13 protein-coding genes are annotated in these 13,895 nt (G+C 71.5%); 7 read left to right on the top strand and 6 right to left on the bottom strand.

All coding sequences use genetic code 11. From position 1 onward, the window contains the following. The first annotated feature begins 7 nt into the window (after positions 1 to 7). The 6 genes from ACODT0_RS14785 (at position 8) to ACODT0_RS14760 (ending at position 7,566) form a co-directional block, all read left to right on the top strand. Complete coding sequence (locus ACODT0_RS14785; protein WP_489041596.1) at positions 8 to 1,735, top strand: cobaltochelatase CobT-related protein; 1,728 nt, start codon at positions 8 to 10, stop codon at positions 1,733 to 1,735. Between the two features lie 273 nt (positions 1,736 to 2,008). After that, the gene (locus ACODT0_RS14780) at positions 2,009 to 2,800 is read left to right on the top strand and encodes an IclR family transcriptional regulator (RefSeq protein ID WP_057594976.1); all 792 of its coding nucleotides are present in this window, start codon (positions 2,009 to 2,011) and stop codon (positions 2,798 to 2,800) included. Continuing rightward, positions 2,797 to 3,789 (top strand): tripartite tricarboxylate transporter substrate binding protein, encoded by a 993-nt coding sequence (locus ACODT0_RS14775; protein WP_296738342.1) that lies wholly within the window; start codon positions 2,797 to 2,799, stop codon positions 3,787 to 3,789. The genes ACODT0_RS14780 and ACODT0_RS14775 overlap by 4 nt, the downstream gene beginning before the upstream one ends. A gap of 17 nt (positions 3,790 to 3,806) precedes the next feature. Continuing rightward, complete coding sequence (gene sauS, locus ACODT0_RS14770; RefSeq protein ID WP_479670510.1) at positions 3,807 to 5,255, top strand: acylating sulfoacetaldehyde dehydrogenase; 1,449 nt, start codon at positions 3,807 to 3,809, stop codon at positions 5,253 to 5,255. Between the two features lie 2 nt (positions 5,256 to 5,257). After that, complete coding sequence (locus ACODT0_RS14765; RefSeq protein ID WP_489041595.1) at positions 5,258 to 6,775, top strand: AMP-binding protein; 1,518 nt, start codon at positions 5,258 to 5,260, stop codon at positions 6,773 to 6,775. Continuing rightward, positions 6,772 to 7,566 carry a sulfite exporter TauE/SafE family protein gene (locus ACODT0_RS14760; RefSeq protein WP_296738334.1) on the top strand — a complete coding sequence of 265 codons (795 nt, stop codon included), beginning with the start codon at positions 6,772 to 6,774 and terminating at the stop codon, positions 7,564 to 7,566. Before ACODT0_RS14765 ends, ACODT0_RS14760 begins: the two co-directional genes overlap by 4 nt. Here the strand turns inward: ACODT0_RS14760 and ACODT0_RS14755 are convergent. Both ACODT0_RS14755 and ACODT0_RS14750 read right to left on the bottom strand, forming a co-directional pair. Beyond that, complete coding sequence (locus ACODT0_RS14755) at positions 7,529 to 8,767, bottom strand: DUF2252 domain-containing protein (protein WP_489041594.1); 1,239 nt, start codon at positions 8,765 to 8,767, stop codon at positions 7,529 to 7,531. The genes ACODT0_RS14760 and ACODT0_RS14755 overlap by 38 nt on opposite strands. Positions 8,768 to 8,839: 72 nt before the next feature. Continuing rightward, entirely contained in the window at positions 8,840 to 10,087 is a 1,248-nt protein-coding gene (locus ACODT0_RS14750; protein ID WP_489041593.1) for an acyl-CoA dehydrogenase family protein, read from the bottom strand. Between the two features lie 172 nt (positions 10,088 to 10,259). On the opposite strand from ACODT0_RS14750, the gene ACODT0_RS14745 reads away from it, so the two are divergent. Next, positions 10,260 to 11,261, top strand: a complete 1,002-nt coding sequence (locus ACODT0_RS14745; RefSeq protein WP_489041592.1) for an AraC-like ligand-binding domain-containing protein — start codon at positions 10,260 to 10,262, stop codon at positions 11,259 to 11,261. On the opposite strand, the gene ACODT0_RS14740 is transcribed toward ACODT0_RS14745, so the two are convergent. The 4 genes from ACODT0_RS14740 to ACODT0_RS14725 form a co-directional block, all read right to left on the bottom strand. Beyond that, positions 11,248 to 11,637 carry a VOC family protein gene (locus ACODT0_RS14740; RefSeq protein WP_261217506.1) on the bottom strand — a complete coding sequence of 130 codons (390 nt, stop codon included), beginning with the start codon at positions 11,635 to 11,637 and terminating at the stop codon, positions 11,248 to 11,250. The genes ACODT0_RS14745 and ACODT0_RS14740 overlap by 14 nt on opposite strands. Positions 11,638 to 11,658: 21 nt before the next feature. Next, positions 11,659 to 12,249: an NADPH-dependent FMN reductase gene (locus ACODT0_RS14735; RefSeq protein WP_093340313.1), complete on the bottom strand. Its 591-nt coding sequence runs from the start codon at positions 12,247 to 12,249 to the stop codon at positions 11,659 to 11,661. 56 nt (positions 12,250 to 12,305) lie between these two features. Next, the gene (locus ACODT0_RS14730; RefSeq protein WP_489041591.1) at positions 12,306 to 13,397 is read right to left on the bottom strand and encodes a helix-turn-helix transcriptional regulator; all 1,092 of its coding nucleotides are present in this window, start codon (positions 13,395 to 13,397) and stop codon (positions 12,306 to 12,308) included. A 98-nt stretch (positions 13,398 to 13,495) separates the two neighbouring features. Further along, a complete protein-coding gene (locus tag ACODT0_RS14725; RefSeq protein ID WP_489041590.1) occupies positions 13,496 to 13,888 on the bottom strand; it encodes a hypothetical protein in 393 nt (130 codons plus the stop codon). Positions 13,889 to 13,895 lie beyond the last annotated feature (7 nt).

Raw genomic sequence — 13,895 nt, 5'->3', positions numbered from 1 at the left:
GCGCGCCATGACGCAGCAGGACATCCGCAAGGTTCGGCAGGAGGAACGCGTCGCCGAACTCTGCGCGGGCGTGGTGCGCGCCTTCAGCGGCGAGCGCGACCTGCACTTCCGCGGCCGGCGCCTGCACCGCGGCCGCATGCCGCTGCCGTGGTTCGCGCCGCACCTGCATCCCTCGCCCGAGACCGACGACTTCGAATCGTTCCGCGGCGTGGCCGATGGCCTCGCGCTACGCATCGCCGGCTCCGATGCCACGCTGCACCGCACGCTGCAGCCCGAGGAGCCGGTGGAGCGCATGCTGTTCGAGATGCTCGAGCAGTTCCGCGCCGAGGCGCTGGTGCCCAAGGCCATGGCCGGCATGCGGCGCAACCTGCGCCATCGCCACGAACAGTGGTCGCTGGCCTTCCACCACTCGGGCCTGACCGAGACCGCGCGCGGCCTGCTGCTGTACGCGGTGGCGCAGATCTGCCGTGCGCGCGTGAGCGGCGAGCAGGTGGTCGAGGAAACCGAGGACATGCTCGAGGCCACGCGCTTCGCGCTGGCGCCGCGCATCGGCCATGCGCTGGGCGGGCTGCGGCGCGATCGCTTCGACCAGGCCGCGTATGCCGTGCATGCGCTGGCGATCGCGCGCACGGTCGCCACGATGCTGCATGAAGCCGGCGGCGATGACGAAGCACCCGATGCGCGCCAGAACGACACCGACGACAAGCGCAGCGTGTTCAGCCTGGTCGCAGAGATGGACCGCGAGATCGTCGAGCAGCATGTCAGCGCGCAGTCCGGGCGCAGCCGGCTGCTCGAGGAGGCCGGCGCCGCCTACCGCGTGTTCACCACCGAATACGACCGCGAGCACGAGGCCGCCACGCTGGTGCGCCGCGAGCTGCTGGCCGAGCTGCGCGAACGGCTCGACCGCCGCATCGCGGCGCAGGGCGTGAACCTGGCGCGGCTCGCGCGCGAACTGCGCGCGCTGCTGGCCGTGCCCGAGCGCGACGGCTGGGACGGCGGCCAGGAGGAAGGCCGCATCGACGGCCGCCGGCTCGCCCGGCTCGTGGCCTCGCCGGCCGAGCGGCGGCTGTTCCGCGTCGAGCGCGAGGAGCCGTTGGCCGATTGCGTGGTCAGCTTCCTCATCGATTGCTCGGGCTCGATGAAGGAGCATGCCGAATCGGTCGCGATGCTGGTCGACGTGCTCGCGCGCGCCCTCGAGCAGGCCGGCGTGGCCAGCGAGGTGCTGGGCTTCACCACCGGCGCCTGGAACGGCGGCCGCGCGCAGCGAGACTGGCTGCGCGCGGGCCGGCCCGCGCACCCGGGCCGGCTCAACGAGCGCTGCCACCTGGTGTTCAAGGCCGCGGGCACGCCCTGGCGCCGCGCGCGCGCGCCGATGGCCGCGCTGCTGCGGCCCGAGCTGTTCCGCGAGGGCATCGACGGCGAGGCCGTGGACTGGGCCTGCACGCGGCTGCGCGCGCGCGGCGAGGAGCGCAAGCTGCTGCTCGTGATCTCCGACGGCTCGCCGATGGACAGCGCGACCCATCTCGCCAACGATCCGCACTACCTCGACCACCACCTGCGCGAGGTGCTGGCGCGCCAGGAGCAGCAGCGCGACATCGCGATCGCGGGCATCGGCGTGGGGCTGGACCTGAGCCCCTACTACAGCCACAGCCACGTGCTGGACCTCGCGGCCTCGACGGGCAATGCGATCTTCCGCGAGGTGATCGGGTTGATGGCGGGGCGGCATAGGCACTGAATACAGGAGCGGACTTCCGGACGCAGAGGACGCGAAGGTTTCGCAAAGGACGCGAAAGGGAAAACCAGATTTCTTCTTGAGTTCCTTTTGCGTCTTTCGCGAAACCTTCGCGTCCTCTGCGTCCGGCTACCCGCATTCGACAGCCTCCCAGAGCCCATGTCAGCCGAAAGTGTCGCGTTGACAAGCGTCATCGGCGTTTGTACATTGAGTTTCAATTATCCGAACGCTGTTCCAACATTTGGAACACGCAAAAAGTCGGACGAACGGAGACGCATGGATTCCACGCTCGCCAAAGGCCTCGCCGTCATGGAATGGATGGCGCGCCAGGCACGCGCCTGCCGCGTGACCGACGTTGCCAATGCCTTCGGCATGGCGCGCAGCAATGCCCATCGCACGCTGCAGACGCTGGTGGAATGCGGCTGGGCGGTGCAGGACGCCGACACCAGTGCCTACCGGCCGAGCCTGCGGCTGTTCGAGCTCGGCGCGATGGTCTCCGAGGCGGCCGACATCGGCGCGCTGCTGCGCCCGCACCTCGCGGCACTGGCGCAGGCCAGCGGCGAGACCATCCATCTCGCGGTGCTCGACGGCGCCGAGATCGTCTACCTCGACAAGTTCGACAGCCCGCTGCCCGTGGCCGCCTATTCGCGCATCGGCGGCCGCGCGCCGGCCTGCTGCGTGGCCTCGGGCAAGGCGATGCTGGCGGCCGCGCGGCTCGACGCCGCCGCGCTGCGGGCGCTGTTCGGCACGCTGCAGCCCCACACGCCGCACAGCATCGTCGACTTCGATGCGCTGCAGGCCGAGCTGGAGCGCAGCCGCGCGCGCGGCTATGCCGAGAACCGCGAGGAATGGCGCCTGGGCGTCTGCGGCCTCGGCGTGCCGGTGTTCGACGCGCGCGGCACGGCCGTGGCCGCCGTCGGCATGAGCGTGCCCTCCATCCGCTTCGCGCGCACCCAGGCGCGCGAACTCTCCGAACGCATCATGGCCTGCGCGCGCGACGCCAGCGCCACGCTGGGCTACCGCCCCGCCACCGCCCCCGCCACCACAACGAGAAGGAGACCCGCATGAGACTGTCCTTGTTCGCCCCCTGGTTGCGCGCGGGGCTGCTGGCCGCCGCGACGCTGGCATCGCCGCTGGCCGCGTTCGCGCAGAGCGGGAGCGACTACCCCAGCAAGCCGATCAAGCTGATCGTGCCCTACCCGCCCGGCGGCGGCACCGACGTGATCGCGCGCATCGTGCAGGAGCGCTTCCAGGCGCTGCTGGGCCAGCCGGTCGTGATCGACAACCGCGGCGGCGCGGCCGGCTCGATCGGCACCGAACTCGTCGCCAAGTCGCCGGCCGACGGCTACACGGTGCTGTTCACGCTGTCCTCGCACACCATCAACCCCGCGATCTACGCCAAGCTCTCGTTCGACACCGCGAAGGACTTCGCACCCGTGGGCCTGGTGGCCTCGCTGCCGCAGATCCTGGTGGCGAATCCGCAGTTCCCGGCCAGCACGGTGGCCGAGCTGGTCGCGCTGGCCAAGGCCAGGCCCGACAGCATCTCCTTCGCCTCGGTGGGCAACGGCTCGCCCGGCCACCTCGCGGGCGAGCTGCTGAAGCTGCGCACCGGCACGCAGATGACGCACGTGCCCTACCGCGGTGGCGGCCCGGCGGTCGTCGACGTGATGGGCGGGCAGGTGCCGCTCTTGTGGGTGTCCATTCCCGCCGCGGCGCAGTTCGTGAAGGCCGGCAAGCTCAAGGCGCTGGCCGTGTCGACCACCAAGCGCAGCGCCGCCTTTCCCGAGGTGCCGACGATGCAGGAGGCCGGCGTCCCCGACTTCGACGTCGACTCCTGGTACGCGGTGTTCGTGCCCGCGAAGACGCCGCAACCCGCGATCGACCGGCTCAACCGCGTGATCAACACGGTGGTGAAGGAACCCGACATCCGCGACAAGCTGCTGGCCCAGGGCAGCGAAGGCGTGGGCGGCACGCCCGAGCAGCTCGGCAAGGTGGTCTCCACGGAACTCGTGCGCTGGAGCAAGCTCGCCAAGGAAGCGAACATCCGCGTCGACTAGTTTTTCTTCTTCATGCCATGAATCCCTCCGCATCCTCCTCAGAAGCCTCCAGCCCCATCGTCGACCTCGTGGCACGTGCCCGCGCGGCACAGCGCATCTACGAGACCTGGTCGCAGGCCCAGGTCGACATGGCGGTGACGGCCGCCGGCTGGGCCATCATCGAACCCGCGCGCAACCGCGAGCTGGCCGAGCTGGCGGTGGCCGACACGGGCGTGGGCAACGTCGAGGACAAGGTGCGCAAGAACCACCGCAAGACCTTCGGCCTGCTGCGCGACCTGCAGGGCGCGCGCTCGGTCGGCGTGATCGCCGAGGACCCGGCGCGCGGCATCGTCGAGATCGCGCGGCCGGTCGGCGTGGTGTGCGCGATCACGCCCTCGACCAACCCGGGCGCGACGCCGGCCAACAAGATCATCAACGCGCTCAAGGGCCGCAACGCGGTGATCGTCGCGCCCTCGCCCAAGGGCTGGAGCACCGCGGCGCGGCTCATCGAATTCATCCACCAGCAGTTCGACCGCATCGGCGCGCCGCGCGACCTGGTGCAGTTGCTGTCCGCGCCGGTCAACAAGCAGTCGACGGCCGAGCTGATGCGGCTGTGCGACCTGGTGGTGGCCACCGGCTCGCAGGCCAACGTGCGCGCCGCCTATGCGAGCGGCACGCCGGCCTTCGGCGTGGGCGCCGGCAATGTCGCGGGCATCGTCGACGAGACGGCCGACACCGAGGCCGCGGCCGACCGCATCGTGCGCTCGAAGACCTTCGACAACGCGACCAGCTGCTCGTCGGAGAACAGCCTGGTGGTCGTCGACGCGGTGCGCGCGCGCCTGCTCGCCGCCCTCAAGGACCGTGGTGCCGTGATGCTCGGCGAGGCGCAGAAGGCCACGCTGCAGCAGTTGATGTGGCCCGGGGGCAAACTCTCGCCCGCGGTCATCGGCCAGTCGGCGCGCGCCATCGCCGAGCGCGCCGCCGAGGTGGACGGCGCCAACCGCGCGGCCTGGCAGGCAATCGCCGAGGCCGACCCGCGCATCCTGATGGTGGCCGAGGACGGCGTGGGCCACGACCATCCGTTCTCGGGCGAGAAGCTCAGCCCGGTGCTCGCGGTCTATGCGGCGCGCGACTTCGCGCAGGCGGCCTCGATCGTCGAGCGCATCTACGGCTACGAGGGCGCGGGCCATTCGGTGGGGCTGCATTCGGCCGTGCCCGAGCGCGCGCTCGAGCTCGGCCTGACGCTGCCGGTGTCGCGCGTGATCGTCGACCAGGCGCACTGCATCGCCACCGGCGGCAGCTTCGACAACGGCCTGCCCTTCTCGCTCTCGATGGGCTGCGGCACCTGGGGCCGCAACAACTTCTCCGACAACATGAACTACCGGCACTACCTCAACATCACGCGCGTGTCGCGGCCGATCGCCGAGCAGGTGCCGAGCGAGGAACAGATCTTCGGCGCCTTCTTCGCGCGGCACGGAGCGCACTGAGCATGGCGGCGGGCGACGGCGACACCGTCCATGGCCTGATCGAGCAGGTCGCCGCGCGCCAGCCGGGCGCGGTGTATGCGCTGTCCACCGAGAGCGAGGCGCGCATCGACTGCGCCGCGCTCGCGCTCGGTTGCCGCCGCGTGGCCGGCGCGCTGCAGGCGGCCGGCGCGCGGCCCGGCGACACGGTCTCGGTCGTGATGCCCAACGGCCTGCAGACGCTGCGGCTGCTGCTGGGCGCCATGCATGCGGGCATGGTCGTGAACCCGGTCAACCTGCTGTCGCAGCCCGAGCAGATGCGCTACGTGCTCGCGCACTCCGACTGCCGAGTCGTCTGCGTGGCGCCCGAGTGGGAAGAACGCGTGCGCGCGATGCTCGCGGACATCGGCCGGCCGGTGTCGGTGCTGGTGGCCGATCCCGACGGGCTCGCGCTGCCGGGAGAAGGCGAAGGGAAGGAACATCTCGCGCCCTCGCCCGACGCGGTCGCGTTGCTGATGTACACCTCGGGCACCACGGGCCAGCCCAAGGGCGTGATGCTCACGCAGCGCAACCTCGCGGCCAATGCGCAGGCGATCAGCGCCGAGCATGAACTGGGAAGCGCCGACCGCGTGCTCGCGGTGCTGCCGCTCTATCACATCAACGCCTTCTGCGTGACCATGCTGGCGCCGCTCGCGCACGGCGGCAGCCTCGCGATGCCGCCGAAGTTCTCGGCCGGCCGCTTCTGGGAGCAGGCGGCGCAGGCCGGCTGCAGCTGGATCAACGTGGTGCCGACCATGATCTCGTACCTGCTCGAGGGCGAGGCACCGGCGCGCGAACGCACGGCCGCGATCCGCTTCTGCCGCTCGGCCTCGGCCGCGCTGCCGCCCGAGCACCACCGCGCCTTCGAGCGCCTGTTCGGCATCGGCATCGTCGAGACCATGGGCCTCACCGAGACCGCCGCGCCCTCGTTCTCGAACCCGCTCGACCCGGCGCGGCGCAAGCTGGGCTCGGTCGGCCGCGCCTCGGGCTGCGAGGCGCGCGTGATCGACGCGTCACTCGCCGAAGTGCCCGACGGCAGCACCGGCGAGCTCGCGATCCGCGGGCCCAACGTGATGCGCGGCTACTACAAGAACGAGGAGGCCACGCGCGCCAGCTTCACGCCCGACGGCTGGCTGCGCACCGGCGACCTCGGCCACCGCGATGCCGACGGCTTCTTCTTCGTCACCGGACGCATCAAGGAACTGATCATCAAAGGCGGCGAGAACATCGCGCCGCGCGAGATCGACGAGGCCCTGCTGCGGCATCCCGCCGTGCTCGAGGCCGCGGCCGTCGGCGTGCCCGACCGCCACTACGGCCAGGAGGTCGGCGTGTGCATCGTGCTGCGCGAAGGCTGCGCCTGTGGCGAGGACGAGCTGCGCGCCTTCAGCGCCGAGGCGCTCGGTCGCTACAAGGCGCCGGGCCACTACCGCTTCGTGACCGACCTGCCGCGCGGGCCCTCGGGCAAGGTGCAGCGGCTCAAGCTGCTGCCGCTGTTCGCGGCATGAACCCGGCCGACCTGCTGACGCCGCCGCTGGCGCCGCTGCTGCTCGCCTACAGCCTGTGCGTGGTGTTCGCGGCCGGCGTGGTGCGCGGCTTCGCGGGCTTCGGCTTCTCGGCCATCACGGTGGCCGGCATGTCGCTCGTGGTCTCGCCCGCGCTGGTGGTGCCCGCGATCTTCATGCTCGAGATCCTCGCGAGCCTGAGCCAGCTGCGCGGCATCGCGCGCGACGTCGACATGCCCTGGCTGGGCTGGCTGATGCTCGGCAACCTGCTGTTCATCCCGCTCGGCGTGGCGTTGCTGGCCTGGCTGCCCGAGACGCCGCTGCGGCTTCTGATCGGCGCGCTGCTGATGGCCGCCGCGCTGCTGCTGCGCAGCGGCGCGCGCGCCACGCTGGTGCCCACGCGCGCGGTACGCTTCGGCGCCGGCCTGGCCTCGGGCTTCATCAACGGCGTGGCGGCCATCGGCGGCATCGCCATCGCGGTCCTGCTGAGCACCACCGCGATGGCACCGGCCGCCCTGCGCGCCACGCTGATCGCACTGCTGCTGTTCAGCGACGTGGTCTCGCTCGCGAGCGCCGCGCTGATGCCGGCCGCGCACGCCACCGGCAGGCTGCTCGGGCCCGACACCTTCAAGTGGGCGCTGTGGCTCGCGCCCGCGATGCTGGCCGGCATCTGGTGGGGGCAGCGCTCGTTCAAGGGGGTGTCGCCCGAGCAGTTCAGGCGGCATGTGCTGAACCTGCTGATCGTGCTGGCGGCGGTCAGCGTGGTGCGCTCGGTGGTCGGGCTGTTCGGCTGAGCAGCGCGCCCGCGTCGTAGGCCTCACAGTACAGCGCCCAGTCCGTCGCCACCTGCGCGGCGCACTGCTGCGCGGCGTCGAGCAGGTCCGCGCGCCACGACTTCGCCGAAGCGCCGAAGTCGACCAGGGCGTCCGCGATGGCCGAGCCCTGCCGGCCCGCGCTGCGCAGTTGCGCCCAGGCCATGAGCTGCCCCATGTCGTCGATCACCGCGCGGATGTCGGCGGGCCGCGTGCGGTGCGCGTCGAGGCTCACGCGGTCCTCGCTGGGCTGCAGGCCACGCAGCACATAGGAGGCCTTGCGCGTCACGATGGGATGCAGGAAGGCCATCGACACGGCCTGCATGCGGCGCTGCAGCGCGACCACGCGGTGCGCCTCCGATTCCCAGGCGGGCTGCGCCGTTTTCTTCAGGTGCGGCGCCAGCGAGGACGGCAGTGCCTGCTTGAGATCGAGCAGGTAGTTGGCATCGGGCGAGCCCTTGCCCTCGACCAGCACGATGTAGCGCTCCACGCCGAGGCTGCCGGTGCCGGCGATGCGCCGCGCCACGTCGAGCACCCTGAAGAAATCCGGATTGGGCTGCGAGGCCGCGAAGCGGTCGACCAGCTTGACGACGCGCTCGCGCTGCGCGTCGCTCGCCGGCAGCGCATGCTTGCCATCGCAGCGGATCAGGCGCCGGCGGCCCTTGCGCTCGGTGCGCCGGTCGAGAAAGGCCGGGCGGGTGCGCGCCTTGAGGGTGTCGAGCAGTTCGCGCACGAGGCCGGTCGCGGTGTCGCGCTCGACCCAGCGGGCCTTGCCGAGCGCGAGCGCGCCCGCGTAGGCGTCGAGGAAGACCCTGCACAGCGCGGCGGACTCGGCGGCGCTGCGGCTCAAGCCATCGCCGGCCACGAGGATGCTCGTGAGGAAGCGCACCAGTTCCCAGGTCACGGGCGCGAGCGCGGCCTCGTCGAAATCGTTGAGGTCGAAATAGACCAGCCGGTTGTCGCCCTTGTAGCTGCCGAAGTTCTCGAGGTGCGCGTCGCCGCACAGCCAGGCCGGCGGCGCCTTGGCGAACAGCGCGCCCGAGGGCAGGCGGTCGTAGAACAGGTGGCAGGTGCCGCGCAGGAAGACGAAGGGGCTCGAGCGCAGGTTGGCGTACTTCATCGCCAGGCGTTCGGGATCGCGGTCGGCGTTGAAGGCGCGGATGGTCTTGACGGCATTGGGCATGGTGCTTTGCTTCCCGCTTTCTTGGTGACGGGATTCTGCGGCTCGGCACCCAGCCGAAGCTGACCAGCGTGCTCAGGCGATGCCAGCGGCCGTGAGGGGGTCGTAGTCCGTTGCGCGCAGCAGCGCATGCAGTTGCCGCCGGCGCACGCCCATGTTGCCGCCGTCGAACAGCGGCAGCGCGATCGCGTCCTGCAACAGGCCCGCGAGCGGCAGCTCGTGGTCGTAGCTGTCGATGCCCACCACGCGCATCAGGTCGGTGATCACGCGCACGGCCGCTTCGGAGCCGAAGATCTTCGACTGCAGCGCGAGCTCGAGCGCGCCGGGCAGCTGGCGATCGATCGCGTCGCAGGCCTTCCAGCCCAGATAGCGCGCGGCCTCGATGGTGGTCTTGGCATCGGCCAGCGCATAGCCCACGGCCTGGTGCTCGACGATGGGCAGCGCACCGCCGCGGCATTCGGTCTTCGCGAAGCGCAGCGCCACGTCGAAGGCCGCGCGCATCAGCCCCACGCCCATGATGCCGACCAGCGCCGCCGTGCCCGAGAAGCTGGCCTCGACGATGTCGCGCGCGCCGCCCACCGGGCCCACCACGTCGGCATCGGGCACCGTCACGCCCTCGAGCCGGAAGCGCGGCACGAGGTGCGCGCGGTGGCCCATGGCATCGATGTCGTGCAGCGGCACCAGGCCCGGGGCGCCGCGCCGCACCACGAGGATCGAGAGCGCGGCCTCGGGCGGCGCCTCGGGGTCGGTGCGACAGACCACGCTGAGCAGGTCGGCGCCCTCGCCGTCCCAGCCGGTGGCGGCCGACACCCACTGCTTGGTGCCGTGGATGCGCCAGCCGCCCTCGCCTCGCACAGCCGTCGTGCGCACGCCCTCGCCGGGCCGCGGCGCGGCGAAGTTCGCGCTGCCGCCCGGCTCGCTGTTGGCCAGCGCGGCCAGCGGCGCGCCCTCGCAGGCGAGGAAGGGCGCGAGCAGGCGCCGGTGCTGCTCGGGCGTGCCCGCGATGAACAGCGGCGCCAGGCCCAGCAGGTTGGCGAACAGCGTCAGCGAGACATTGCAGTCGACCGCATGGAACTCCTCGGCCACGATCGCGAGGTCGACCATGCCCGTGCCCTCGCCGCCGAAGGGCTGCGGCATGAGCCGGCGCAGGAAGCCGCGGCGGATGATCTCCTCGTACATCGGCCGCGTGGCGCGAAAGCGCTCGCCGGGCGTGTGCAGCCCGCGCGTGGCGGCGCGCACCTGCGAGAGCACCTCGCTGGCGGCACGCCGCGCATCGAGCTGGAGCGCGCGGCGCGCGGGGTCGAGGGTGAAGTCGATGGTCATGGGAAATCCGGTCGGGTGATGGGTGGCCGCAGTCTGGCCGCGCCACCCCCGGTCGGCCTTGTCGTTTCGTGCACGGCGCCTTGCCGGAACGCGCAGCACGGGCGCGCGGCTTGCAAGGCCCGCGTGCCATCGCGATGATGGGTGTCCCAACCGCCCGCCCACAGGTGCGCACATGAAGTCCTGGTCCACCGAAGCCGTCGCCGCGCCCGAGCAGTTCGCCTACTGGCGCGAGGTGGTGTGCGAAGCCTTCGCGGCGCTCGATCCGCGCTCGGCCGAGCGCGGCGCGGGCTTCGCGAGCCGGGTCGACATGGAAGGCATCGGCGCTATCAACGTGGCGCGCATCCGCGCCGAGGCCCACACCGTGGTGCGCGACTTCTCGCAGATCCGGCGCGATCCGCAGGACCGGCTGTTCGTCAACCTGCAGGTCGCGGGCCAGGGCATCGTGTGCCAGGGCCACCGCGAGGCGCGCATGACGCCCGGCGCCTTCAGCATCGTCGACACGGCGCGGCCCTACACGCTGCATTTCGACACGCGCTTCGAAGTGCTGTCGCTGCGCGTGCCGCGCGAGCTGCTGCTGCCGCGCGTCAGCGAGCCGCGCGCCCTGTTCGCGCGCGCGCTCGGCGGGCCGGCCGGCATCGGGCGCGCGGCCTCGGGCTTCATGCAGTCGCTGATGGACGGCGGCGGGCTGCCCGCGGGGCCGGCGGCCGAGCGGCTGGCAGTGCTGCTGTGCGAACTCGTGGCCGAGTCGGCACGCGCGGCGGACGCCGGCGTGGCGCCTGCGCCGCCGATGCGCGATGCGCACCGCCAGCTGCTGGTGCGCCGGGTCAAGGCCCACGTGCTCGAGGCGCTCGATTCACCCGAACTCGACGTGCCCTCGATCGCGCGGCGCTTCGGCGTCTCGGTGCGCTACCTTCACCTGGCCTTCGCGCACGAGGGCAGCACGCCGGCCGCGTGGATCCGCGCGCAGCGCATGGCGCGCTGCGCGCAGGACCTCGCGAACCCCGCCGACCGGCGGCCGGTCTCGGCCATCGCGCTGCGCTGGGGCTTCCAGGACATTCCGCATTTCACGCGCACGTTCGGCGCGGCCTTCGGCTGCACGCCCTCGGCCTATCGCCTGCGGCACGGAGGCAGCCCCCCCGGCGACGAAAGCAGCGCGCGCCTCAGGGCAGGTTGAGCTGCCACGAGACGCCGAAGCGGTCCTGCACCCAGCCGTAGAGGCGGCTGAACGGATAGGCATCGACCGGCATCAGCACCTGGCCACCCTCGGCCAGCCCGTCGAACAGGCGCCGCAGCTGCGCCTCGTCGTCGCAGTCGATGAACAGCGAGATCGACGGCGTGAAGCCGAAGGCATGCACGGGCGGGCTGTCGATGCACAGCAGGCTGTGGCCGCCGAGCTCGAAGCGCGCCTTGAGCACCGTGCCCTCGGCGCCCGGGCCCGCGGGGCCGTAGCGCTCGATCTCGGTGATGCGTGCCTCGGGAAACAGCGAGAGGTAGAAGTCCATCGCGGCCTGGGCCTGGCCGGTGAACATCAGGAAGGGCGTGAGCCGCATGGCGGGTCTCCTCGAAGAAGGTCAATAGGGCGGTGCCTTGCGCGCGCGCTGTTCGCGCGCCGCTTCGGTCCACCACGCGAGGTCGTCGGCGAAGCGGCCGAAGGCCCGGTCGAGCGAGGCGCCGGGCGCGCCGGTGGGCTGGCCCTGCGCGTCGAGCGTCTGCGAGATCGGGCCGACCGAGAGCGTGCTCGACACCACGATCATGCCCATCTCGGAGAGGATCGAATGCCACACCGTGCCCGAGCGCACGCCCGAGAAGCGGCCGGCCGAATAGCTCGCGATCGCCGCGGGCCGCCAGAACCACTCCTCGAGGAAGTGGTCGGTGAGGTTCTTGAGGCCGGGCTGCGGGCCCCAGTTGTATTCGCCGGTCACGAAGACGAAGGCGTCGGCCGCGCGGATCTTGCGCGCCAGCGTCTCCATCGCCTCGGGCGCCGTGCCCGCCGGGTACTCCTTGTACATGCGGTCGAGCATCGGCAGGTCGACGGCCTTGGCATCGATCAGCTCCACCTCGGCGCCGCGCGCGGCCAGCCGCTCGACCAGATAGTCCGCGAGCCGCACGCCCATGCGGTCGGCGCGGTAGGAACCGTAGAACACCAGGATCTTGTCCGCCATAGTTGCTCCGTCATGGGGCCGCCCGGTGCGGCCAGGAGCGAAGGGTACCGTGCGATTCAGACCCGGGTCCAGGCCTTGCCGATCAGATCGGCTTGCCGCTTGCAGCCCATCTTCTCCATCAGCGATGCGATCTGCGCGCGCACCGTGTGATAGGACACGGCATGGGTGCCCGCGTATTGCTTCGGCGCCAGGCCACTCATCAGGGCTGCCAGCACGCGGGCTTCCGAGGGTGTGATGCCGAACGCGATCTCCAGCAGTTCCGGGCTCGCGCCTGCTTCGCGGCGCTCGCGGCAGACACGAACCATGAGCAGGATCTCGCCGCTGACGCTGAGCTGAAGATCGGCGCGCGCAATATCGAGCCGGTGCGTCCGACCGAGCGGCGCGGCAAGCAACATGCGCACCGCCGCACCGCCGGCCGCTGCGCGCAGCCGCCGCATGAACAGGCCCTGCGCCCTGTCATCGGGATGTCGCAGGCAGCCCCCGCGAACTTGCAGCGCCCCGCGTTCCGCGAGCCATGCGCCGGCCAACTCGGACATGTGCAGCACCGCGCCTCCCGGCGTGACGAGGAAGACGGCCTCGTTGAAGGCACCGAAGCTGGCATCGACCAGCGCGAGCGACAGCGCCGCGTCGCGCTGCCGCTGCCGCACGGCGGATTGCAGGGCAGCCATGAATACGCGCATCGGCTCGGCATCGAGACGCCGCCGTATGTCGCCCGAGGGACGGCTGCGTTGCACCGACAGGCCAGCTCGCCGCTGCGGCGTCTCCACGGCCATGAAGGCCACGATCTGCCGCATCCGGTGCACGCGCATGAAGTCGGCATAGAAGGGCTGCCGGTCCAGCTCACGCTGGGAGAAGCGCTCCGCGGTGTCGAGCCAGGTGCCCTCGGGCAGCCCCCGGCCCAGCGGCGCCACGATGTCCATGGCATGGAAATGCTCGACGTAGTCGCGCTCGGCGCGCGCATCCACGCATTGCTGCTCGAAGCGCAGCAGCCCGCCGCCGCCGTCGAACATGATGAAGGTCGCGGTGTCGGCACCGATCAGCTGGCGCACGCCTTCGAGGACATCGAGCCAGGGCTGCGACCGCGGCTCGTGCAAATGATGAACGGCCTCCATCGCCCGGCGCAGCGGAATGCTTTCACGCATGTGCATGTTCTTCTCCCCGAGGCAGGCGCCGGCAACGCCTGGCGCGGCTGCGTCCTCCCCGCATCAGTGTGGCGAAAGCGGTGTCCCGGCGTCAACCGGAAGCGCTAGCGACGCGTCAGCGTGATGTCGAAGCCACCGCGCGCGCGTCCCCGGTAGGTCTTCGCGTCCACCGGCTGGAAAACGATGATGCTGTCGGCACAGCCGGTGAGTGCCAGGGAACCGAGGAGGCTCAGTTCGACCCCCTGGCCCTCGGCCGGAGCCCAGCGCGCCGGTGTGGGCAGGCCGGTACAGGGGTCGGCGGTACTGCGGATCGCGAGCTGCCAGAGCCCGGCGCCACGCTCCAGCGTGAGGTCGGCCCGGTACTCGCGACCGGTCGGGGACTTGAGCGACGCGGTCCAGGCACCATCGAAGGACGGCGACGCAGCCGCATCTTGCGCTGCCACGAACAGCGGCGCGAATGCGAGGACGGCGCCAGCAATGCATCGGGCGATGGGCATGGCACGC

This window comes from Variovorax sp. FG153 (assembly GCF_057809595.1).
This window is presented reverse-complemented; position numbering and strand designations above follow the sequence as displayed.

What these genes read in the sequence shown, in the direction of transcription:
- ACODT0_RS14785 (WP_489041596.1), top strand. Translation starts at nt 8, where the DNA reads ATGACGCAGCAGGACATCCGCAAGGTTCGGCAGGAGGAACGCGTCGCC.
- ACODT0_RS14780 (WP_057594976.1), top strand. Translation starts at nt 2,009, where the DNA reads ATGGATTCCACGCTCGCCAAAGGCCTCGCCGTCATGGAATGGATGGCG.
- ACODT0_RS14775 (WP_296738342.1), top strand. Translation starts at nt 2,797, where the DNA reads ATGAGACTGTCCTTGTTCGCCCCCTGGTTGCGCGCGGGGCTGCTGGCC.
- sauS (WP_479670510.1), top strand. Translation starts at nt 3,807, where the DNA reads ATGAATCCCTCCGCATCCTCCTCAGAAGCCTCCAGCCCCATCGTCGAC.
- ACODT0_RS14765 (WP_489041595.1), top strand. Translation starts at nt 5,258, where the DNA reads ATGGCGGCGGGCGACGGCGACACCGTCCATGGCCTGATCGAGCAGGTC.
- ACODT0_RS14760 (WP_296738334.1), top strand. Translation starts at nt 6,772, where the DNA reads ATGAACCCGGCCGACCTGCTGACGCCGCCGCTGGCGCCGCTGCTGCTC.
- ACODT0_RS14755 (WP_489041594.1), bottom strand. Translation starts at nt 8,767, where the DNA reads ATGCCCAATGCCGTCAAGACCATCCGCGCCTTCAACGCCGACCGCGAT.
- ACODT0_RS14750 (WP_489041593.1), bottom strand. Translation starts at nt 10,087, where the DNA reads ATGACCATCGACTTCACCCTCGACCCCGCGCGCCGCGCGCTCCAGCTC.
- ACODT0_RS14745 (WP_489041592.1), top strand. Translation starts at nt 10,260, where the DNA reads ATGAAGTCCTGGTCCACCGAAGCCGTCGCCGCGCCCGAGCAGTTCGCC.
- ACODT0_RS14740 (WP_261217506.1), bottom strand. Translation starts at nt 11,637, where the DNA reads ATGCGGCTCACGCCCTTCCTGATGTTCACCGGCCAGGCCCAGGCCGCG.
- ACODT0_RS14735 (WP_093340313.1), bottom strand. Translation starts at nt 12,249, where the DNA reads ATGGCGGACAAGATCCTGGTGTTCTACGGTTCCTACCGCGCCGACCGC.
- ACODT0_RS14730 (WP_489041591.1), bottom strand. Translation starts at nt 13,397, where the DNA reads ATGCACATGCGTGAAAGCATTCCGCTGCGCCGGGCGATGGAGGCCGTT.
- ACODT0_RS14725 (WP_489041590.1), bottom strand. Translation starts at nt 13,888, where the DNA reads ATGCCCATCGCCCGATGCATTGCTGGCGCCGTCCTCGCATTCGCGCCG.